The sequence below is a fragment of the Citrobacter telavivensis genome (assembly GCA_009363175.1).
Taxonomy (GTDB): domain Bacteria; phylum Pseudomonadota; class Gammaproteobacteria; order Enterobacterales; family Enterobacteriaceae; genus Citrobacter_A; species Citrobacter_A telavivensis.
Genome location: CP045203.1, coordinates 214,808 through 235,057 on the forward strand (window position 1 = coordinate 214,808; position 20,250 = coordinate 235,057).

23 protein-coding genes and 3 pseudogenes are annotated in these 20,250 nt (G+C 50.1%); 19 read left to right on the top strand and 7 right to left on the bottom strand.

Annotation, left to right across the window (positions count from 1 at the left end; genetic code table 11):
- Nucleotides 1-12: 12 nt before the first annotated feature.
- Nucleotides 13-360: a hypothetical protein gene (locus GBC03_01325; protein ID QFS68923.1), complete on the bottom strand. Its 348-nt coding sequence runs from the start codon at nucleotides 358-360 to the stop codon at nucleotides 13-15.
- Between the two features lie 133 nt (nucleotides 361-493).
- Here GBC03_01325 and GBC03_01330 point away from each other — a divergent pair, with 133 nt between their 5' ends.
- The 18 genes and pseudogenes from GBC03_01330 (at nucleotide 494) to GBC03_01415 (ending at nucleotide 13,293) form a co-directional block, all read left to right on the top strand.
- Nucleotides 494-907: a hypothetical protein gene (locus GBC03_01330; GenBank protein QFS68924.1), complete on the top strand. Its 414-nt coding sequence runs from the start codon at nucleotides 494-496 to the stop codon at nucleotides 905-907.
- 185 nt (nucleotides 908-1,092) lie between these two features.
- Complete coding sequence (locus GBC03_01335; GenBank protein ID QFS68964.1) at nucleotides 1,093-1,296, top strand: hypothetical protein; 204 nt, start codon at nucleotides 1,093-1,095, stop codon at nucleotides 1,294-1,296.
- Entirely contained in the window at nucleotides 1,286-1,630 is a 345-nt protein-coding gene (locus tag GBC03_01340; GenBank protein QFS68925.1) for a hypothetical protein, read from the top strand. Before GBC03_01335 ends, GBC03_01340 begins: the two co-directional genes overlap by 11 nt.
- A gap of 13 nt (nucleotides 1,631-1,643) precedes the next feature.
- Nucleotides 1,644-1,943, top strand: coding sequence for a hypothetical protein (locus GBC03_01345; GenBank protein QFS68926.1), 300 nt, complete (start codon nucleotides 1,644-1,646; stop codon nucleotides 1,941-1,943).
- A gap of 198 nt (nucleotides 1,944-2,141) precedes the next feature.
- A complete protein-coding gene (locus GBC03_01350; protein QFS68965.1) occupies nucleotides 2,142-3,299 on the top strand; it encodes a DNA polymerase III subunit beta in 1,158 nt (385 codons plus the stop codon).
- 150 nt (nucleotides 3,300-3,449) lie between these two features.
- On the top strand, nucleotides 3,450-4,271 hold the full coding sequence (locus GBC03_01355) for a Dam family site-specific DNA-(adenine-N6)-methyltransferase (protein QFS68927.1): 822 nt from the start codon (nucleotides 3,450-3,452) through the stop codon (nucleotides 4,269-4,271).
- Nucleotides 4,268-4,498 (top strand): hypothetical protein, encoded by a 231-nt coding sequence (locus tag GBC03_01360; GenBank protein ID QFS68928.1) that lies wholly within the window; start codon nucleotides 4,268-4,270, stop codon nucleotides 4,496-4,498. The genes GBC03_01355 and GBC03_01360 overlap by 4 nt, the downstream gene beginning before the upstream one ends.
- Nucleotides 4,485-5,468 (top strand): recombination-associated protein RdgC, encoded by a 984-nt coding sequence (gene rdgC / locus GBC03_01365; protein QFS68929.1) that lies wholly within the window; start codon nucleotides 4,485-4,487, stop codon nucleotides 5,466-5,468. The genes GBC03_01360 and rdgC overlap by 14 nt, the downstream gene beginning before the upstream one ends.
- 11 nt (nucleotides 5,469-5,479) lie before the next feature.
- Nucleotides 5,480-6,358, top strand: a complete 879-nt coding sequence (locus GBC03_01370) for a hypothetical protein (protein QFS68930.1) — start codon at nucleotides 5,480-5,482, stop codon at nucleotides 6,356-6,358.
- Between the two features lie 113 nt (nucleotides 6,359-6,471).
- Complete coding sequence (locus GBC03_01375; GenBank protein QFS68966.1) at nucleotides 6,472-6,957, top strand: hypothetical protein; 486 nt, start codon at nucleotides 6,472-6,474, stop codon at nucleotides 6,955-6,957.
- 18 nt (nucleotides 6,958-6,975) lie between these two features.
- Complete coding sequence (locus GBC03_01380) at nucleotides 6,976-7,404, top strand: HNH endonuclease (protein QFS68931.1); 429 nt, start codon at nucleotides 6,976-6,978, stop codon at nucleotides 7,402-7,404.
- Between the two features lie 97 nt (nucleotides 7,405-7,501).
- Nucleotides 7,502-7,984, top strand: coding sequence for a hypothetical protein (locus GBC03_01385; protein ID QFS68932.1), 483 nt, complete (start codon nucleotides 7,502-7,504; stop codon nucleotides 7,982-7,984).
- 109 nt (nucleotides 7,985-8,093) lie between these two features.
- A complete protein-coding gene (locus GBC03_01390; protein ID QFS68967.1) occupies nucleotides 8,094-8,414 on the top strand; it encodes a hypothetical protein in 321 nt (106 codons plus the stop codon).
- Between the two features lie 51 nt (nucleotides 8,415-8,465).
- Nucleotides 8,466-9,050, top strand: a complete 585-nt coding sequence (locus GBC03_01395) for a hypothetical protein (GenBank protein QFS68933.1) — start codon at nucleotides 8,466-8,468, stop codon at nucleotides 9,048-9,050.
- Nucleotides 9,051-9,241: 191 nt separating this feature from the next.
- Complete coding sequence (locus GBC03_01400; protein QFS68934.1) at nucleotides 9,242-10,951, top strand: DUF4942 domain-containing protein; 1,710 nt, start codon at nucleotides 9,242-9,244, stop codon at nucleotides 10,949-10,951.
- 153 nt (nucleotides 10,952-11,104) lie between these two features.
- Complete coding sequence (locus GBC03_01405) at nucleotides 11,105-11,860, top strand: hypothetical protein (protein ID QFS68935.1); 756 nt, start codon at nucleotides 11,105-11,107, stop codon at nucleotides 11,858-11,860.
- A gap of 372 nt (nucleotides 11,861-12,232) precedes the next feature.
- Nucleotides 12,233-12,316, top strand: a pseudogene (locus GBC03_01410) (DUF2254 domain-containing protein).
- Nucleotides 12,313-13,293: an IS5-like element ISKpn26 family transposase gene (locus GBC03_01415; GenBank protein QFS68936.1), complete on the top strand. Its 981-nt coding sequence runs from the start codon at nucleotides 12,313-12,315 to the stop codon at nucleotides 13,291-13,293. Before GBC03_01410 ends, GBC03_01415 begins: the two are co-directional and overlap by 4 nt.
- Nucleotides 13,294-13,393: 100 nt before the next feature.
- Here GBC03_01415 and GBC03_01420 read toward each other — a convergent pair.
- Nucleotides 13,394-13,632: pseudogene (locus GBC03_01420) on the bottom strand (DNA methylase N-4/N-6 domain protein).
- Nucleotides 13,633-13,836: 204 nt separating this feature from the next.
- Nucleotides 13,837-14,054, bottom strand: a pseudogene (locus GBC03_01425) (PadR family transcriptional regulator).
- A 239-nt stretch (nucleotides 14,055-14,293) separates the two neighbouring features.
- On the opposite strand from GBC03_01425, the gene GBC03_01430 reads away from it, so the two are divergent.
- Nucleotides 14,294-15,064 (top strand): siderophore-interacting protein, encoded by a 771-nt coding sequence (locus GBC03_01430; protein ID QFS68937.1) that lies wholly within the window; start codon nucleotides 14,294-14,296, stop codon nucleotides 15,062-15,064.
- Between the two features lie 103 nt (nucleotides 15,065-15,167).
- On the opposite strand, the gene GBC03_01435 is transcribed toward GBC03_01430, so the two are convergent.
- From GBC03_01435 to dhaK, 4 genes are all read right to left on the bottom strand, one after another.
- Nucleotides 15,168-16,817 (bottom strand): glycerone kinase, encoded by a 1,650-nt coding sequence (locus GBC03_01435; GenBank protein QFS68938.1) that lies wholly within the window; start codon nucleotides 16,815-16,817, stop codon nucleotides 15,168-15,170.
- A 74-nt stretch (nucleotides 16,818-16,891) separates the two neighbouring features.
- Nucleotides 16,892-18,310 carry a dihydroxyacetone kinase subunit DhaM gene (gene dhaM / locus GBC03_01440; GenBank protein ID QFS68939.1) on the bottom strand — a complete coding sequence of 473 codons (1,419 nt, stop codon included), beginning with the start codon at nucleotides 18,308-18,310 and terminating at the stop codon, nucleotides 16,892-16,894.
- Nucleotides 18,311-18,320: 10 nt separating this feature from the next.
- Nucleotides 18,321-18,953 carry a dihydroxyacetone kinase ADP-binding subunit DhaL gene (dhaL, locus tag GBC03_01445; GenBank protein QFS68940.1) on the bottom strand — a complete coding sequence of 211 codons (633 nt, stop codon included), beginning with the start codon at nucleotides 18,951-18,953 and terminating at the stop codon, nucleotides 18,321-18,323.
- A 10-nt stretch (nucleotides 18,954-18,963) separates the two neighbouring features.
- Entirely contained in the window at nucleotides 18,964-20,034 is a 1,071-nt protein-coding gene (gene dhaK / locus GBC03_01450; protein ID QFS68941.1) for a dihydroxyacetone kinase subunit DhaK, read from the bottom strand.
- Between the last annotated feature and the right edge of the window lie 216 nt (nucleotides 20,035-20,250).

The following is a 20,250-nucleotide window of genomic DNA, read 5'->3' on the forward strand; positions in this document are numbered from 1 at the left end:
AGCAGACGAGTTTTACTCGTCTGCCTGGCCCCATGCCTCTAATCTTCGCACCCGAAATGAAGTTGCCTGGAGTTCTCCTGATGAAGTTAACTCAAATGAAACTGTAAGATCGTTTTTGTTCCGGTACTTCCATACATAGCCATTTTGCTGCAATGTTTTGAGTGACTTACGTAGGTTGGGCTCAGCTACATCCTGGCTGTCTGGAACAGAGTTAATAAACCCCAGCAACCTGGTGAATGGCACTATCGCAGTGCCTTTTTCTTTGCACAAAAGAAGAAGTACCAACGCATCCTTCTGAATACGGGAAAAGCGCTCCAGGCGATGTTCAGTACCATCTCCCTGCATATTGGCATTGTTCATAATCAACCTAATCATATGGGATATGATTAAGGTTAAAAAACACCCCCCGTTTTGTCACCCTTTTTTTTTCTTACTCACCACTTAAAGCAGTAAGCTCAGTTCGATAAATCTGAATTAAATAAGGCGAGGTTATATGAAAACGAAATTATTGCTGGCGCTAATTGCGGGATCGACTTTCTGCATCAATATTGCTGAAGCCAATATTCCTCTTAGAGCAGATGGAAGTCCGGCAGCGGGGCAGACACCAACTCAGTTCATTCAGCTTAAAAATGAATGTCCTGAATGCGTCATGGTCGCAACTGATGTAGTAAAGATGCGTAGCGATAGCTGTAAACAGCAGGCATCCATCGATTCTACAATCCTACAGGATCCTGTTTACGCATATCTCAACAGTATCCGTCTGGTAGTTGCCGGGAATGGTGGTTATGCAAGTCCAATCTATACATCCGCCCGTCAGGTCGTAGCGTCAAACATCAATTGCAGTGATGCAAACGACTGGGTAGCGAGAAGTAAAACGGTAATGGATAACACCTTCAAAACGCCGTAAACAATCCCTGAATATTTCGTTGCAGTAATGCTATCCCGTAGTATGACGTTAAAGGCGGAGCTTTGAATCGGGAAAAAATAACTACTGCACTTAGAGGTATTTATATGGGTCGTCACTTTACTGGTCTGATTGATAGTTCGCAGCAAAATTTTACAATGCCAATCCGTCCGTATGGACGGAGCCGCATGGCTGCAAAATTAAAAGGAATCTCCCGATTGAAAAAATCTGAAAAGCATGACGATGAATATCCTGATGAACTCTGGAAATTTATGAGTCCTTCAGAGAAAGCTAAATTTCTGGTCGCGGATGTATTTTCACGCAGTAGTAAAGACTCTTCCGCCATTCAACCGGGAGAACATAAGCAAAAGGAGCATGATAATGAGCACTGATAATTTACTAGCAGAACTCACTTCAAAAACAGGCCTGACAGAAACGGAACTTAATCGGCAGGCATTGATTATCGGTTTGATGGCATTGTGCCACCCGGATGCTATTGCCGGTGATTTGGTGAGCGCGGCACTTACGGGGTCATACTCAGATAGTACTGATAAACTACTTACCCGTGGTGATAACGCATCAGACAGTGTGTTGATGTCCATGCGTATCTTACTTCACCGGTTGAGTAAGTATGAAGGGTCTGATGGCAAAGTAGGTCAGATCAATAAAATGATGCACCGACTCGGCTACTTTAAGGCATCCGATGTGTTACGCGAGGCTCAATAAAGAGGCTCAATTTATGTTCACCATGACGAATTTCGCGTCCAATATTCTTGACATGGTTTTTCTATCAGAAATGGAAGGGGAACTCATTTATATAAAAGCGCTTAGCGGCGTTACTGGTTACGTTCCTCAGATCCATCTTTTCCGCCTCCAGCTTATCGCATTTGATATAGGTTGGTACTACGAGTACAGATTGAATTCAGGCAACCTCATTATAAAGGAAATTGTTGAGGCCATCACATCTCTTGGATGTGCTTTAAATGAATACCAATGGCAGTTCGCGTTTGAATTAGGTTATCGCCGTCACCACAAATAAACTTCATTTTTTCATAATTTGCTATTCGTCACTTGATTGACCGGGGGTACGATTAATTTAACACGGATAATTATGGGAGACAGTAAAATGACAGACGCATCTACAATAGACGCAGTTCAACCAAAGGCAAGACGCTTATCATTTAAAGAGCTTCCAGGGTTTGATATTTCTGCTGAAGCACTTCTCAAAATTATCGAAATGCCGTGTATGGTTATTCGCCGGTCTCCTGCAATGAAAGTACTGGAGATGATCACGCTGCGGTTACGTGGGGATTGTCTTTCTGCCCTTGGCATTGACTTAAACTCTGCCCAAATTACCAGTAAAGGGACGGTATCGGGGGGCAATGGTGATATGGACGTATCAGTACCTGCAACACAACTCTTTTCTTTAATCCGCAACATGCGCGGCGAAGATGAAATTAACGTCCGCTTCCATGCGGCAAAAAACCATCTTGTCATTCGCACCGACAAAAACTCCTATAACATCCCGGTTTGCTTAGACCATATACCCGAAATTCAGGCTGAGACGCTGGAACATAATTACAGCGTTTACTTTCCAACGCAGATGCTGAGTCAGATTATCAAGCGTGTCAGCCACGCTGCGGCTCAGAACGATGTCCGCTTTTATATGAATGGGGTCTACCTCGGTATCGATAATGGCCAATTTATTGCTGTAGCCACTGATGGACATCGTATGGCCGTCAGTTCTCATGATATCGACTTCAGCGATGACGTGGGCGATGAGATTCAATCTCCGACAGCTCCTACCTCTATCAGTAACACGAATGCAGGTGTGATTTTACCCAACGGGGTTTTCCCCGTGCTCCATAAAATCCTGAGCGGTAGCCAGGGTCAATTCAAAATTGACTACAGCAACCGTAACCTGACATTTACGCTCGGAAGCCATACAGTCATTTCAAATCTTGTCGATGGCCGTTACCCGGACTGGAAGCGCGTGGCCAGCACGGTAGCCAAAAATACTGAACTGTTTAAGGTTGATCCTTCTGAACTCACCACCGCACTAAAACGCGCAACCCCATTGCTTAAAGAGGGCTCGCCAAACAACACCAGTGTTTGTGTGATGTCATTCAAAGACAACGCCCTACAGCTTAAGTCGCCCGGCTCAAATGCAATCAGTTGCAAAGAGGTGATGGACATTGCGAAAGAGGCAGGCGAGCCCGAAACAATTGTTGATATCGGTATGAATGCCGATTACCTCCTGGAATCACTGGCAAGCCTGGGGGCGTGTTCGGAAGAAGGAGAAGCCGCACAGATTGCTTTGCGTGATACAACGACCGGCATATTGATTTCAGTAAACAAAAACAATTACGACATCATCATGCCTGTCCGTGTCTGACAAAACGCTCTCGTTTTGTCGGCCTTTTCGAAATAGCCAATTTCATGGGCGTGATAACGTTAAAACAAGCTTCCTGACGGGATGGCTATATGCCATCTCGCTCCCATTGGTCGCGATCACTGCGTCCTAATATTCTGGAGCCAGAATGAAATGAAAAGCGTTCTGAAGTGGGTAGGAGCCAAACACAACATTATGGCAAGTCTTAAGCATGTACTACCGAAAGGTGGTCGGCTTATTGAGCCCTTTGGCGGTTCAGGCGCTGTAATGATGAATACGAATTACCCAGAATACATTTTGGCCGATATTAATAGCGACCTGATCGATACATACCAGAGTATTTTTAAGTCGCCTGAAAAGGTACTTTCTGAGCTTAAACGCCTTTACTGTCTCGGGCGTTCTGAGGACGCCTATTATGAGCTGCGAAGCCAGTTCAATAATCATGATAGTGCAAGTGACACTCAAGCTGCTCTGTTTATCTATCTGAATAGGTTTGGCCATCGCGGACTATGCCGATACAACCGGAAAGGCATCTTTAACGTCCCCTGGGGTTATTACGCCAACCCCTATCTCCCAGAGACAGAGTTATACGCAATGGCTGAGAAAATGTCCTCAGCAACTTTACTTTGCGCCAGCTTCCAGACCACGCTATCAATGGCCCGCCCGGGTGATGTGGTGTATTGCGACCCACCATATGTTAATCCCGGCAGATTCACGGCTTACCATGCCAGCGGTTTTACACCCGCTATGCAGATTGAGCTTACCAAACTGCTCCAGTTGCTGCCTGAACGCGGGGTTCATGTCATCGCATCATGCCACGATGCGCCTGATATTCGTGAGCTTTATCAAGCCTTCGCTATTCATGGTGTGACTGCCCGGAGAAGCATATTTAAAGGCAGCGGGGATGGGAAAAAAGCTTCAGAAATCTTCGCGGTCAAATTAGCGGATAACTCGAAAAAGGGAGCTGCGGCATGAAACGCTTCCATTGTTCTGAAAAGCTGCATAACCCAGAGACTGAGAAATTTTGTCAGGATATCGCCGAACAATATCGGACAGCACCTGATATTGCCGTGGCGCAGTTTAAACAAGTGCTGAGCTCTAAGCCTCTAACTTACTGGGAGTGTGTCGTGATCCGCGAGCGTGTCTCTGACCTTATTAAAATTAATCAAGCAACAGCTGAGGGCCACGATGAGCCAATTTAAACCCAAAAGCCTTGTAGTCTACCGCATCCAAAAAGCTCTGGAATTAGACAAGCTGGATGAACAGTTAAGTGAGTTGAAATACACTCCCTGCGGGCCTAATGATATGGCACGGTCAGGATGGATCCCGCCATTGGGTGAAGATGTCGAGCTGTTAAAGCATGAGTCGAATAATCTCATTCTTCTGACTGTTAAGCACGAATCGAAAATACTTCCTCCCGCGACCATCAAAGAAATTGTGCGAACCCGGGTTCAGAAACTGGAGAAAGAGCAAAACCGCAGGCTAAAGAAAATGGAGATCCAGGCCGTCAACGATGCCGTGCTCGCTGAGCTCATACCAAAGGCTTTCAGCAAATACAGCACTACAAACATTTGGGTGGATACTAAATCACGTCTACTGCTTGTTGAGACCACCAGCCATAAAAAAGCAGATGATGTAACAGCTTTGCTACGTAAAACTATTGGCTCACTTCCAATTATCCCATTCACGCTGGAAACGCCGGTAGAACTGACGTTAACAGAGTGGGTCAAAACAGGAAGTCTGCCGCCTGGCCTAGCTTTATGCGACGAAGCCACGCTCAAAGATGTGCTCGAAAACGGGGGGGTCGTTACAACAAAACGCCAGGATTTGATATGTGATGAGATCGCTCATCACATCGAGGCCGGAAAGCTTGTGACAAAGGTTGCACTGGGCTGGATGAACCAGATGTTTTTCATCCTGAATGACAATTTCATCTTTTCACGACTGACCTTTACGGAAGAACTTATTGAACAGAACGATGACATTTCGCCAGAAGATCACGCCCAAAGATTTGATGCCGATTTCGTTTTGTTTACCTCTGTTGTTATGGAGGTTCTGGACACAATGATAAAAGCCCTCGGGGGTGAAAGCCCAGGACTCATCACAACGCCGTCAGACGAACAACAAGGTGTCGCGGCAGAAGCCAAACAACCAGAAAAAACCTTCCATTAAAGGGCTGAGAGATGATTACAGCTACAGAACTCCAAGAGTTATCACGCCAGGTTGAAAATGCTAACATTGCCCGAGCCCTGGCAGTTAAAGAGTTGGTTAAAGAGACAAGAGATCGTCAGTTTTCATTGTGGGCGCTATTTATTGGTCTCTTCAGAGAGACACCGGCGCGAAAAAAGCTGAACGAATGTGAATTGCATCTTAACCTGCTGCTGCCAAAATGCAGGAGCATCTTTCTTCAATACGTAGTTATGTCCTCGTTGGAAGAAATTTCGAAATCACCAGATTGTGAGATTTATCAGCATCTAGTCAACTGCTGGAAAGAAGCTCAGATAAAATATAACGAGTCAGGCAGACGACTCAAACTTGCAGAAAATGCCCGTGAACTATTAAAAACAGCAAAGGATGAATGTAATAGTGCTTCCACAACTGAATTTCTGGATATGGTTACTACCAGTAAAGCAATATCCATACTTTCAGCAATAGACACATCCTCTGCGAGTAGTTCGTTAAAGAGAGCTATGGGTGCGCTTAAGCGATTAGCAGATGAAATGCCTGCCCGGCAATCACCTATTGATTCAAATTTACCAGATGACACGCTTGATCTGTTTGTCGATCTGACTATAAATCCTGTTATCGATATTCTCTCCTGGTTAAATATTGAAAAGCTGGATAATGCCGAAGTGCAGTGCAGCAAAGCCTTAAAGAAACTTCAGACGTTATTAGGACAACTGGGTGCTGAGCATGATTTGAGAACTAAGGATTATCAATCTCAATTAGATACGCTTAAGAGAATTGAACAACCATACATCAAAAAGGTGATGCGGCATATACCCGAAAATATGAAGTTCAAGGAGCCTGAGTATCTCCAGACTATAGGAATGAACCCATGACTCTAAAATATATAATCGCTCTCGCAATATTTCTGACATTTGTGTGCTTTGCAGCTTTCATACTTATCTACGCGAGTCGAACAAAACGAGAACAACAACAAACTCAGCAACCTTTGGACGAGCATGATCAGCAGGCAGATATTAATGCCGATGCCGACGAGAACGCCGCACTTGATGGGTTGAGCGAGTACTTCATCAAAAAAAATTCGATATTGCCAAAAGTCCTGATGGATCTTTATGTGCGCTTGAGTGCGGTGTTCAATGGTCAGTACATTATCGCACCCCAGGTGCTTGCCCGGGACTTAGTAGAGCTGGAGCTCGAAGATGAACCGGTTGCCCCGGTTGACGTACTTCAGGCGCAACAGTACGCAGATGAATTCGTGTTCGATTTTGTTCTCTCCGATGCGCATACCGGGGAACTAGTGCTAGCAATGATCAATGAAGATGCTATCAGCGCTCAGCCTGAAGGAGAGTTCATTATTGCCCTTTTTAAAAGAACTCACATTCCTGTCTTTCGCTATGAAACGTTGTCAGGCTTGGACGATAACGCCCTGGCAGTCAACATCGCTGAATCAATAGACGATGGCCGATTCTCTTAGTTCCACAAGGAATTTATTATGTCTCTGTCAAAAAAACAAAGAATAGTACTGAGGGCTAAATTTGGTGGTCGATGTGCATATTGTGGCGAGGTACTGAAAGAAAAAGGTTGGCACGCTGATCACGTAGAACCTGTGCTAAGGAAATCCGTCCAGGATATGCAAGCTGCGGCCAGAGGGAAATTTAAGCTTAAGGCTACCGGTGAAGTGTTTAATGAAAGTGCCAACTGCTTAGAAAATCTTTTCCCAGCCTGTGCGCCCTGCAATCTGCTCAAAACAACATATTCACTGGAAATGTTCCGCAAACAAATAAGTTTACAGGTTGAAAGGGCACGGAAGAGTAGTATGAATTTCAGAACGGCAGAAAGATTCGGCCAGATAAGCATTGTAGAGAAACCCATTGTTTTCTGGTTTGAACAGTATTCAGAGAAAAATGGTGCTATCAAATAAACGACTAATTTAACATTATCATGGCGCGTATCGCGCACTGCTTCGTCAAATATTCAGCCGTGATAATATTGTTTAGTAGGCCCATTACGGAGCGTATATGACTAATCATACAAACTGGACTGGAGACCTGACCGAAGGCGCAACTATATTTGTAGCCACACCAGATGGCCAGCTCAGCAAATGTAGAGTCGAGTCCGTTCGAGACCGACATTTCTCGGTCGAGGGTATTGAACGTGAATTCGATAAGTTGAATGCCTGCTCAGTTGATGGGTTACTACACTCTTACCCCGACGATTTCGAGTCGAGGGAGTTATTTGGTCTGTGCCAGCAAAAAAACAGGCTCAAGTCTCTGCAAATTGATTCATTATCGTTACAGCAAGTCCAGTACATGCTGGCTGGCCTGGAACTTGCCAGGAAGAGATATGGATACCAGTACCGAGGCAGCAAAGCCGTAGATACCAATCAGAAGGGTAGACTGGCCATGAGCATTGATGATTCGCTTCACCCAATTCAGATCGCTTATATACTGGCAGGTTTAAAATTATCTCTCCTTCAAACAGAGGTGAACCATGACTGCTAACCAACGTAAACGTCCTTCGCGTAACAATCGAGCTGTCCAGTTAACGTCCGAGCAGCTGGTAGAAGCGAAGACGCTTGACCTGAAAGCCCACCATTCGTTTAAAAACCTTATGGGTCTTGCTGCAATCAGTGTCGTGGTGTTTGTCTGTCTTGGCTCCTTGATCCATAAACAACGCTCAGTAATGAACGAATGGGACCTGGGTGAAGTGATCAGAGGCGTTGATTTGAAAGCCGGAACCCTCGCAAAAAACAACTTTTTCATCACCAACAAAGGGCAGTTTGAAGCAAGTGGCGTTACAGTGTCACTTACGGGTACAAAACTGAAATTACAGCAGCATCAGGACGGAAAATATTACGTTTGTAATTCTGCAACAGGTGATTGTGTTCTGGTATCCGATGTACAAGCTGAAAAAATTCGTGACCAGCTGTAGCGAGGGGAAAATATCGGTTACTGTCACCGGTAACCGAAGGAACCTTCGTATATGTCACGACAAGAAGCCGCAACGCAGTTATTTATGTCTGCACCACCAGCAAGTATTGATGTCGTTATTGAGCAGCTGGAAAGGGACGCTCAAGCAGCCGGTATCGATATCCATACAATCTCTGTAATGGCCAGCCTGTTACGTGATCGAATAGAAGCATACAGTGACGTGCTTAAAATCGAGCCTGAGCGGGTGATACACGCACTTGAGGTACTGCGAGGTACGGAAGTGCCGTGGGCTTTTTACACTCCGTCCAGGCTACCTGAGCTTGAAGATGTTCATTGCTGGGAAACTCCTCACGATTTTGACCAAGACCTAGGTGAACACCAGCTGCGGCGCTATATTTGCCCTAAATGCGAGCATGAATCAACCGACCCAATGCGCTGCACGGCTGGCCATGCTCCTGGAGTTAACCAGTATCCTGAAAGCTGTGATGCCACTATCTGGAATTCGCCCGATTCTTGGGATAGTATTAACCCTATAATAAAATTAATTATCAAATCTACGTTCCTGGCTGACCTGACTGTTCATACAATCTTCTATCCGAAAGGGTTGAAGCTTCCTGAAATTCAGGACGTTGAGTAGTCTGCTTCGGGCTCTGTGATCTGATAGTTATATATACCTCATTTAAGACCCCTTACTGGGGTCTCTTTTTTTGGACTTCCGCCGTGCTATGTACTTCACGGTATCCCCAAATATCCCGGCTTATGTAGTTCGTCGATTTGCTTCGTCACCTGCCATACCTGTCTCATAATTTCTCTATTTGGAGAAATCTGATGAACCTACCGACAGCTGTATTAGCGAATAACGATGAAAATGAATCAGACGTCCTCAGCCTTTATGCTAATCCCGTAGACAGTCAAAGTGGCCTCATTGAACATGACGGCTTTCAAAAACTAAATGCCATGCGCGATCTGCTGGTGGAATACAACACAACACTGAAGCACATGCAGGCCATGTATGATGCAGTGATGCGGAACCGGCATGATGAAGCATGGCGCATGTTCTGTGATTCTTGTGACAATTCCATCAAATATACGCTGGCTGTAGAAAATTTGTTCTGTATAGAACGGGCCCGCTGTGCTCTCGATGAAAAGTACTGGCAAAAGCTGCTCGATCTGACCGGCGTAAAACCATTTATGCCCACCGAAAGATACGATGACTGGAACGAAGGATTGAGGGCATGGCGAAAATCATCAGAATCAAATTTTGAGAAGCTTAAGCCTGTACCCTTCAACGAAGAAAGTATCTTTTCTACCGCATTCGCATTGAATGAAGAGAAAAAAGACTACTTCGCCCAGATGGTTCATGGTGTGTTTGAAAAGCTCTCCGCTCTGCATAAGACTAACCGTGCCCAGGGCTTCAGCAACAAACTCATCATAGCCAGCTGCTTACCAAGTAGAGATAACCGCAGATCCTATGACTATCTCAACTATTTTAATGACCTTCGTAAGGTTATTGGACTGATGTATGGACGAAGCGGTGCTGAGGATGTGAATTCGGCTGCGGTCAAAGAGTACATGATGAGTAACCCTGGCGAATGGGTAAGTATTGATAACGATAGTCTTAAAGTGAAGGGGTTTATTAACGGCAATGTGCATATCCTGATTGAGGAGGAAACTTGTGACAATCTCAATCTGGTACTATCCCATTTAATGCCAGGCTGCATTCCTCTCGATCGCCGATACACCACCGGCCATAACTCCGCAAGAACTGTAAAAACCAATGAATATCGGTCGCAGTTGATATCATTCTCTGCTGTTAACTCCTTAATATCATATGCCACTGACCATTTGAACGCGGGCAAACACCTGTCACCGGGGCCGCACACTTTTATCCTGCGGGACAACCAGTCTGTTAGTGAGAAAAAAGAACTGGTGAACATATGGGAGTCATTGGGTGCTGTCAGAAGATATAGAGAAGTATATGACTTTGACTTTAGCCCCGTTGAAGCATTCAAACTTCTGGCATTACATGGTTCTATACCTGACCGCTATACGCACCAGTTCTATGCAACGGTCGGAGAACTCCAGAAACGAGCAATTGATGAATGTATGGTGGCTTCAGGTATGCGTTTGCTGGAACCGAATATCGGTCTTGGTGCGCTACTGAAAGGGTTACCAGAGGGGGTGGATGTTACTGGTTTTGATATACACCCCGCAGCTGTTGCAATTACTGGCCTGCGCTGGAACGTCACCCTTAATGATTTTCTATTGGTCAAGCCTGAAAATACCGGCTTGTTTGAAAGAATTCTGATGAATCCTCCATTTAGTGACTCACGCTGGATTGCACATTTTCAACATGCGATGAGATTCCTGAAACCGGGAGGACGCTTGATAGCAATACTGCCAGGGAGCGCAAAGGAGCATCTTTTAACCCGAGAAGCTGGGCCCGGTTACGACATCAATATTCTGGGTTGCTATGACAACGCCTTTGAAGGAACCGCAGAATCCATAAAACTTTTCTCCGTTGATGCCCATGAATAGTGGGGAAAGGAAGAGCTGGTCGAGTTAATTTCGTCACCCGTAACTGAACAGAAAAAATGAGATAGAGAAAAAGCCGTCAGTTTGTCGATGTTAAATGCTATTCAAATTTTTCAACATGCGACAATTGAGCCAACTACATGAAGAGGAAACACAATGTCAGCATTTCTCATCAATAAATTATCTTTCGAAGATACCAAACAAATAATGTTGTCCTCCATGAAAACAATGGCATCTCTTCATGGTATTTTGGCAATATTCTTGCCGATAATTGCTGGTGGTGGACTCCTGACACTCATCATGAAAAATGTGACAATGGAGGGGCTTGCATTTTTTATCTTACAGCCAGTTGTACTCACCCTCTACCTTACGGCTATCTTATGCCGATATCAAAGCTCAGAGCTAAGATTGAATATCTGGGAAGAACTACGCAACTTTATCGTTGTGTTAGTTTATGCATTATTCCTGACCGTACTAATGATCGTAATATTGTGGTTAGTCAAATTTATGATTGCTTCAGCGGTTGCGGGTGAAACCAACCATGTTGAATATAAACAACCAACATTAACAAGCATTAGTCTGGCTTACTCCAACCTAATAGTGTATTTCAATATGTACGCCCTTGCCACTTTGAGCGTATTTATCGCTACGCCAATGCTCGTTTTATTCATACCAACAGTTACGCGGTGTAAAGGTTCTCTGCTGAAAAGTATACCAGTCATTTGTAAAAGTACTTTTATGAATATTGGGCCGTTGTTCGCATTTTCAGCTATCTCTGGTGTTGTTTTACTTTCGTGGTCATACTTTTCGCTCAGGTATGAATGGTTAATCCCGGCAGCAACTATACCTCTGGCCTACTTATCAATATTGAATTACCAGCTGTCTGAAGCAGCATTGCCTCGTAACCAATAAAAAGGAAACCTGTGATGAGAAAAATAATATTAAATGCGGTTGTTTGTTTATTTGCAATTAATGCATCAAGTTTCGCAATATCAGCGGAAAGCTCTCCATCTCGTGACGAACTGAATGACGTGATGAAAGTTCATGCTTCCGAGATTGCTGCTGTTATCGCATGTAAAGACTACCTCGAAAATGGCGAGGAACGTTTGACTGAAGCGAAATCAAAAGCTGGCCGTGTACTGGGTAAGATGGTAGGCAATCAAGCCAAGGGTAGCGAGTATGCTAGTCGGATTCTGGTAACTGTTAACGAAGCTAAGCCAGATGAGCAACTGAAGGCTGAATTCGACAAGGTCAACCTTGACCACTCAGTCCGCGTTGCAAAATGCGCTCAGCTAGGGAAGGTGCGAACAAGTTCCTGATATGAGATCATCATATTCATCCGGAGCGCATCCCAGAGGGACATCATGAGCCATCAACTCACCTTCGCCGATAGTGAATTCAGCACTAAGCGCCGTCAGACCCGAAAAGAGATTTTCCTCTCCCGCATGGAGCAGATTCTGCCATGGCAGAATATGACCGCTGTCATCGAGCCGTTTTATCCCAAGGCGGGCAATGGCCGACGGCCCTATCCGCTGGAGACCATGCTGCGTATTCACTGCATGCAGCATTGGTACAACCTGAGCGACGGTGCCATGGAAGATGCCCTGTACGAAATCGCCTCCATGCGCCTGTTTGCCCGATTATCCCTGGATAGCGCCCTGCCGGATCGCACCACCATCATGAATTTCCGCCACCTGCTCGAGCAGCATCAACTGGCCCGTCAATTGTTCAAGACCATCAATCGCTGGCTGGCCGAAGCAGGCGTCATGATGACCCAAGGCACTTTGGTGGATGCCACCATCATTGAGGCACCCAGCTCTACCAAGAACAAAGAGCAGCAACGCGATCCGGAGATGCATCAGACCAAGAAAGGCAATCAGTGGCACTTTGGCATGAAGGCCCACATTGGTGTCGATGCCAAGAGTGGCCTGACCCACAGCCTAGTCACCACCGCGGCCAACGAGCATGACCTCAATCAGCTGGGTAATCTGCTTCATGGAGAGGAGCAATTTGTCTCAGCCGATGCCGGCTACCAAGGAGCGCCACAGCGCGAGGAGCTGGCCGAGGTGGATGTGGACTGGCTGATCGCCGAGCGTCCCGGCAAGGTAAAAACCTTGAAGCAGCATCCGCGCAAGAACAAAACGGCCATCAACATCGAATACATGAAAGCCAGCATCCGTGCCAGGGTGGAGCACCCGTTTCGCATCATCAAGCGGCAGTTCGGCTTCGTGAAAGCCAGATACAAGGGGCTGCTGAAAAACGATAACCAACTGGCGATGTTATTCACCCTGGCCAACCTGTTTCGGGTGGACCAAATGATACGTCAGTGGGAGAGATCTCAGTAAAAACCGGAAATAACGCCAGAAATGGTGGAAAAAATAGCCTAAATAGGCTGATTCGATGTGTTTGCGGGAAAAAAATCGGCCCAGATCCGCGAAATTTTAATCAGCGAGTCAGCTTGGGAAGAAATGACCTGCTTATTCGCACCTTCCCTAGCAGTAGACCGTACGCATCGGTCACTTCCCATCCTTTAGTAGTATTTTTTCAATACGTTCGCCGCGCGCACCCGCGCGTAGCCATAGCAACGGCGCAATGCGAACAAAGGCCAAGTTGTGGCTAACCGACTTCTCAGCTTCGTAGGTCAGAGTGAAAAACTCGGCATTTTCCTCAAAACCGTCAGACATTGGGAACTCGTCTGTAAACCTATAATTGACCTTAATCGGTTGTTCATTCGGCGTTTTGCCTGTGATAGCAGCTTGTACACGTGGTTTGGTGATATAATCACAGATCCCCCACTTTTCCCAATCAGGATCTCCAGGCCTTAAGCCCTGTTCGCGCAATTTTTTCTGTTCGTCGGCAGCGACTTCGTTGTTAGTGACGGAGATGCACTGGCGACGACCACCACCTCCGCCGCGACCGTGGCGGCGTCCGCACCCTGTTCGTGGTGATGTTCCTGGTGACAGCCTGCGTGGCGATGCTCTTCACTTTTGCAGCAGCCTGCATGGTGCTCACTGTGGCGGCTTTCGTGGTGATGTCCTTCACCCTTGCAGCAGCCTTCGTGTTGGTGCTCTGTATGTTTACAGCAACCTTCATGATGGTTTTGCATCATCGTCTCCTGATGTTATTTAGATATATCTAATTTATATCTAAAGTTTATCGACTTGCAAGTCTATAAAATAATTTTTGTTTAATTTAATGATTATTAATGGTTTTTATGGATTGCTGATAGCTGTTTAATCTCAAGCTGACTATATCAAAAAAGTGCTTGCAATCTTTTTGATTAGCAATCATTATCATTTAAAAATAAATTTAGATATATCGTATTATCTTCACGAAGGCGAAAAAATGACAAAAAACACCTCACGCTACCCACAGCGCGTGCGTAACGAACTACGTTTTCGCGAATTAACCGTGCTGCGCGTTGAGCGTATCGGCCAGGCGTTCCAGCGGATCGTGCTGGGGGGCGAGGCGCTGGATGGCTTTGTTTCACAAGGTTTTGACGACCACACCAAACTGTTTTTCCCGCAGGCGGGCAGCGTATTTACGCCGCCGGAAGTGACCGACGAAGGCATTAACTGGGGCGAGGGCGTGCGCCCGGCGACCCGCGACTACACGCCGCTGTACGATGCCGAACGCCACGAGCTGGCTTACGATTTTTATATCCACGATGGCGGTATTGCCAGCCGCTGGGCGCTGGAAGCCAACATCGGCGATAAGCTGGTGATCGGCGGGCCGCGCGGCTCGCTGGTGGTGCCGGAAGATTACGCCTGGCAGCTTTATGTCTGTGACGAGTCGGGCATGCCGGCGCTGCGCCGTCGCCTGCTGGGATTACGTCAGCTGCCGGTGACGCCGCAGGTGACGGCCATCGTCACCGTCGCGGATGCTTCGTATAAAGATTATCTGGCGGATCTCGACGGCTTTAATATCGAATGGGTGGTAGGCCACAACCCGGCGTTCGTCGCCGAGCGGCTGGCTCAGGTCAAGGTGCCGTCAGAAGATTATTTTATCTGGCTGACCGGAGAAGGCGGCGTGGTGAAATCGCTGCTGGCGCGCTTTGAGGAGCCGAGTATCGATCAGCAACTGGTGCGTTCGCAGGCGTACTGGCATAGCAAATAATCGGCAGTGTGGTAAACCCGGATGGCGGCGCGTTGCGCCTTCTCCGGGCTACCTTTCAATGGTGTTATGTCGCCCCGGTAAGCGCAGCGCCACCGGGTGAGGCTTAGCGTTCCGCCAGCGCCTTAAACACCATCGCCACCGCGTGGGCGCCGGGGTCCATATTGCCGAGCAGGCTCTCGCTATTGAGATAGGAGGCGCGTCCGGCGCCGGCTTTGCTCGACTGGCAGGTGCGATCCGCGCCGGCCTGCGCCGCGGCGAAAGCGGCCTGCAGATTATCCGGTTCGGCCAGCAGCGCCGCCAGCGCCGGCTGTAGAGCGTCAATCATCGTCCGGTCGCCCTCATCGGCGCCGCCGTAAAATTTCATCTGCCCCAGACCGGCGTTCAGCGCTTCCGCCATGCTGGCGCCTTGCTCCAGCTTCTGCCCGGCGGCGGTGAAGAAAATCGACATCAATACGCCGCTGGAGCCGCCCATCACCACCGTCAGGCGTTCGCCAATTAGCGCGAACAGCGTGGGTAAATCATTGAGCGGCAGTTGCTGGCGTTGCAATAGAGCGGCAATCGCACGCGCGCCAGCGGCGAAAGTGGAGCCGGTATCGCCGTCGCCCACTTTGGCGTCAAGCGCGTTGAGATGGGTTTCGAGGCCGGAGAGGGTGCTGGTCACCTGCGCCACGTAATCGCCCACCTGCGGGTTGGCCGATGGCGTAAAGGCGACGCGTGCGCTGGCGAGCGCGGACGGCATGATATTAACAGCCCGCGGCTGCACCGGCTTCTGCCAACTGGCGGTTTCGACATCCGACAGCAGCGCCTTTTCAATGCTCTCTTCCAGCACGATAGTGGTCAGCGAGAAGCCTTTCATATCCAGCGCCGTTACCAGCGAAGCCGGGCCAATCAACCAGTCAACGCGCGCATGGAGTGGGGTGTTGGCCAGCTCGCGGGTCAGAATCGCCATCTCGGCCACCGACACGCCGCCGAGATTATTGAGCATCACCGCCAGGCGGCCGGTTTCAGGTAGGGCGGCGGTCAGCTTCTCTACCATAATCTGCATGATTTCCGCGCTGTTATGGGTCGCGATCGTCGAGGCTCCCGGTTCGCCGTGGATGCCCATCCCCAGCTCGGCGTGGCCGGGCTGATGGCGCGGCGCGCTTTCCGCTTCCTGCGGCAGGTGACAGCTGGCCAGCGCCACCCCGATGCTGGCGGTATGGTTGGCGGCGTATTGCGCTTCACGCAGGACGGTGGCGAGGTTGAAGCCGCGCTCGGCGAAATAACCCGCCACCTTATGCACAAGAATAGTCCCGGCGATACCGCGCGGCTGTTTGTTATCCGGCAGCGAAATATCGTCGCCGACGATCAGCATCTCTACGTTATAGCCAAGACGGCGCGCTTTCTCCGCCGCGAGGCCGAAGTTAAGCCGATCGCCGGTGTAGTTTTTAACGATCAGCAGACAGCCCGCCTCGCCGGTCACCGCCTGAATCGCGGTGAGTACCGCATCGACGCTCGGCGAGGCGAACAGATCGCCGCAGACCGCGGCGGTCAGCATGCCTTTACCAATAAAGCCGACGTGCGCCGGTTCATGGCCGGAGCCGCCGCCGGAAATCACCGCCACGTTGTTTTTATTCAGATCGCGGCGTACCACTACACGGATCGCCGGGTCGCTCTCCAGGCGGGCGAGGTTGTTCCACGGGCTGGCAATAATGGTTCCCTCGATCACGTCGTTAACGAGGCTGGCGCGCTGGTTAAAAAAGAATTGAGACATAGTGGTTCCTGATCAGTAAGCGAAAACTCACCCTCCGGAGGCGGGCCCCCGGAGTGGTAACGGTCAAAGTGGATTTAGCGACGAATAAGACGTTGCAGACGCATATCGAGCGTGATGGCTTCGCCAGGCTGAATATCATTCAGCGCTTCGCCCTGCTGGCATAGCCAGGCGATCCCCGCCGCGCGGGCGATAATCGCGCCGTGGGCCTGTTCGCTGCCGTCGCGCAGGCACAGGCCGGTGACCTTGCTGGCATCCAGTTGGAGTACAGTCGAGGGATAAATATTGTCGGCGATAATAATCGTCGGCTCACTGGCGAATGGCAGCGTCTCCTTAATACCCTGCAGATGGCGCAGCGTGCGCTGCAGAATATCGTCGACATCGATATAACGGGCCTGCAGATAGGCGTCATCCAGCTGACGATACTGCTGGCTGAGCTCCATCAGCACTTGATGCCACGCCCATTCCGCCGAGCACTGTTCGGTGAGCAGGCGATCGTTGGCGGCATCAAACAGATCTTCATCGTCGAGCAAGGTGTGATGACCGGCGAAGATCGCCGCGATATCGGCGTTAAATTTGTGTTCCGCCAGCTCGGTGAGCGCATTGAGATCGGCCAGCGTCTGGTCGATCGCCTGGCGCAGGCGCTGCTGCTCGCGGGCGATGTCGGCGGCGGCGGGGAGCGCCGGTTGGATCGGCGCCTGCGGATAAATCATCGCGGCGCCTTCAACACGCGCAGGTATGGCGGGTTCCGCTGTCGGCTGCGCCTCCGGCGACTCGCCGAAGTTATCGGCGGCCAGCGCCTGAAACGCCGCCAGCGCCGCATCGGCGTCCGGACCGCGGGCCAGCAGGCGCAGCTTATCGTGGCGGCGCACCTGTAGCAGAGCGATTTGATTCAGACTGTCCGGGGTGACGCATTTGCCGTTTTTCTCCAGCACCAGGTCGGCGTTAAAACCCGCCAGCGCGGCGACCAGCTTTGATGCCGGACGCACGTGCAGGCCGTTGTGATTGTTAATAATGACTGAAACCGATTTAGCATCGCCGTCGTCAGCAAGCGTTGGGGCGGCGGCGTCAGGCGTGTGCGAAGGTAAACCCAGCTGAACCCGCTTGGCTTCCAGGGCGTTCATGGCATCGGCGATAACTTTGTCGATCCCGGCGCCGGAGGCGGCGCTGACGGTGGCCGCCAGCGTCCCTTCGACCAGCGGCGCGGCGCACAGCCGCACCTTTGCCGCCATCGCCGGATCGAGCAGATCGAGGGCGGTTTCGGCGCTGAGCAGGGCGCTGCCGATATCCATCATCACCAGAACATGGTCGGTATCGGCGACGGATTCGATCGCCTCCATGACTTTAATCGGATCGGTGCCGATCGGGCTGTCGGGATCGTCGATCCCGGCGGCGATCGCCAGCTTACAGCCATCGTTCATTAACATCTGCCGGGCCAGTTCTCCGACACCTTCGCCCAGCCGGGCGCTATGAGAAACAATAACCAGGTTTACCATCGCGATTTCCTTACTCTTTGGCGGCGGCAGCCAGCATCTGAACCATAAACAGCACCGAGGTCGCGCCGGGATCCTGATGCCCGATGCTGCGCTCGCCGAGATAGCTGGCGCGGCCTTTACGCGCCTGCATGGTGATGGTGGCGTGGGCGGCGCGCTCGGCCACTTCGCAGGCGGCATCCAGCGCGGCAGGGATAGACAGATGTTGCTCGCTGGAATGACGCAGGGATTCCACCACCGGCAGCCAGACGTCGCACATCGTCTTATCGCCCGGCTCCGCTTTACCACGGTTGACGACGCCGTCCGCGCCTTCGCGGATCATCTGATAAAGCTCGTCGAGGGTCAGGCTCTGATGCGCCTGGGTGACCTGGGCGGCGCGGATAAAGAAGGTGCCGAACAGCGGGCCGCTGGCGCCGCCGACGTTGGAAAGCAGCGTCATCCCGGTATTCTTGAGAATAAAACCGATGTCTTTATCGGCGATCGACGGCAGCTTTTCGACCACTTTGCTGAAGCCGCGATGCATATTGAGGCCGTGGTCGGCGTCGCCGATCTCTTTATCAAGGCCGGTGAGAAAATCGCTCTGTTTGGTGAAAATGTCGCCACAGCGGTACAGCCAGTCGACGATTTGCGTTCTGTTCAGTGACATGTCGTGCTCCTTATTTTCCCCAGTTCAGCGCTGGGGTATGGACCGGGGCGTCCCATAACGCCAGTGTGTCATCATCCGCTTTCAGCAGGGTGATGGAGAAACCCGCCATATCCAGCGAGGTGCAGTAGCTGCCGATGAGGTTGCGTTCAATCACAATGCCGGACGCTTCGCAGCGCTGGGCAAGGCGGTTGTAAACGCCGTACAGTTCGGAAAGCGGGGTGGCGCCGAGGTTATTGACCAGCGCGATAACCCGATCGCCGTTTTGCAGCGCGGTTTTGCTCTGTTTCACTTCCTGCCACGCTCCCTTGACGTTATCCCACTGGCGCAGCGTGCGGCTGTATGCGCCGTTTTCCAGCAGGGTATCGACCATCTCATCGACGGTTTGGTCGAGCGAGCTGAAGCGGCGGCGGTCGATACCCGGCTCGCCATGGATGCCGACGCCGAACTCCATCTCATCATCTTTCAGGGTAAAGGAGGGCTGTCCGGCGGCCGGTACGGTGCAGGCGCCCAGCGCGATGCCAATCGAGTGACCAAGGTTATTTAAACGGCGGCCCAGTTCAGCGCAGGCTTCCAGCGAGTCGCCGCGTTCGGCGGCGGCGCCGACCAGTTTTTCAATCAGCACGGTATTGGCGACGCCGCGGCGTCCGGCGGTATAGAGGCTGTCTTTTACCGCCACGTCGTCATCCACCACGACGGTGGTAACCTTAACGCCACTTTCGTGCAGCAGCTCGGTGGCGGTCTCAAAATTCAGGATGTCGCCGGTATAGTTTTTGATAATCAGCAGGACGCCTTCGCCGCCGTCAATCTGCATCGCGCATTCGAACATTTTGTCCGGCGTCGGCGAGGTGAAAATTTCCCCCGGACAGGCGCCGGAGAGCATGCCCTGGCCGATGTAGCCGCAGTGCATCGGTTCGTGTCCGCTGCCGCCGCCGGAGAGCAGCGCCACTTTGCCGGCGACCGGTGCATCAGCGCGGGTGACATAGACCGGGTCCTGGTGCAGCGTCAGTTCAGGATGCGCCTTCGCCAGGCCGATAAGCTGTTCACTCAGTACATCTTCCACACGGTTAATCAGTTTTTTCATTGTTTATGCTCCGTAGGGTAGGGGGAGGTCGCCTGTCTATAAGGGTAGCCCGGCGATGTAGTGATTCTGGCTGAGCGGGCGCAAAATAAAATGCCGTCAAAATTGGTTCCATAACGGAACGTAGAAAAGAATTTTTGTTCCTTTATGGAACATTAATTGCCGATAAACAGGAGAAATGCGAGCCAGCGCTAATAATTTGTCCGTTTTTTTCTGCTA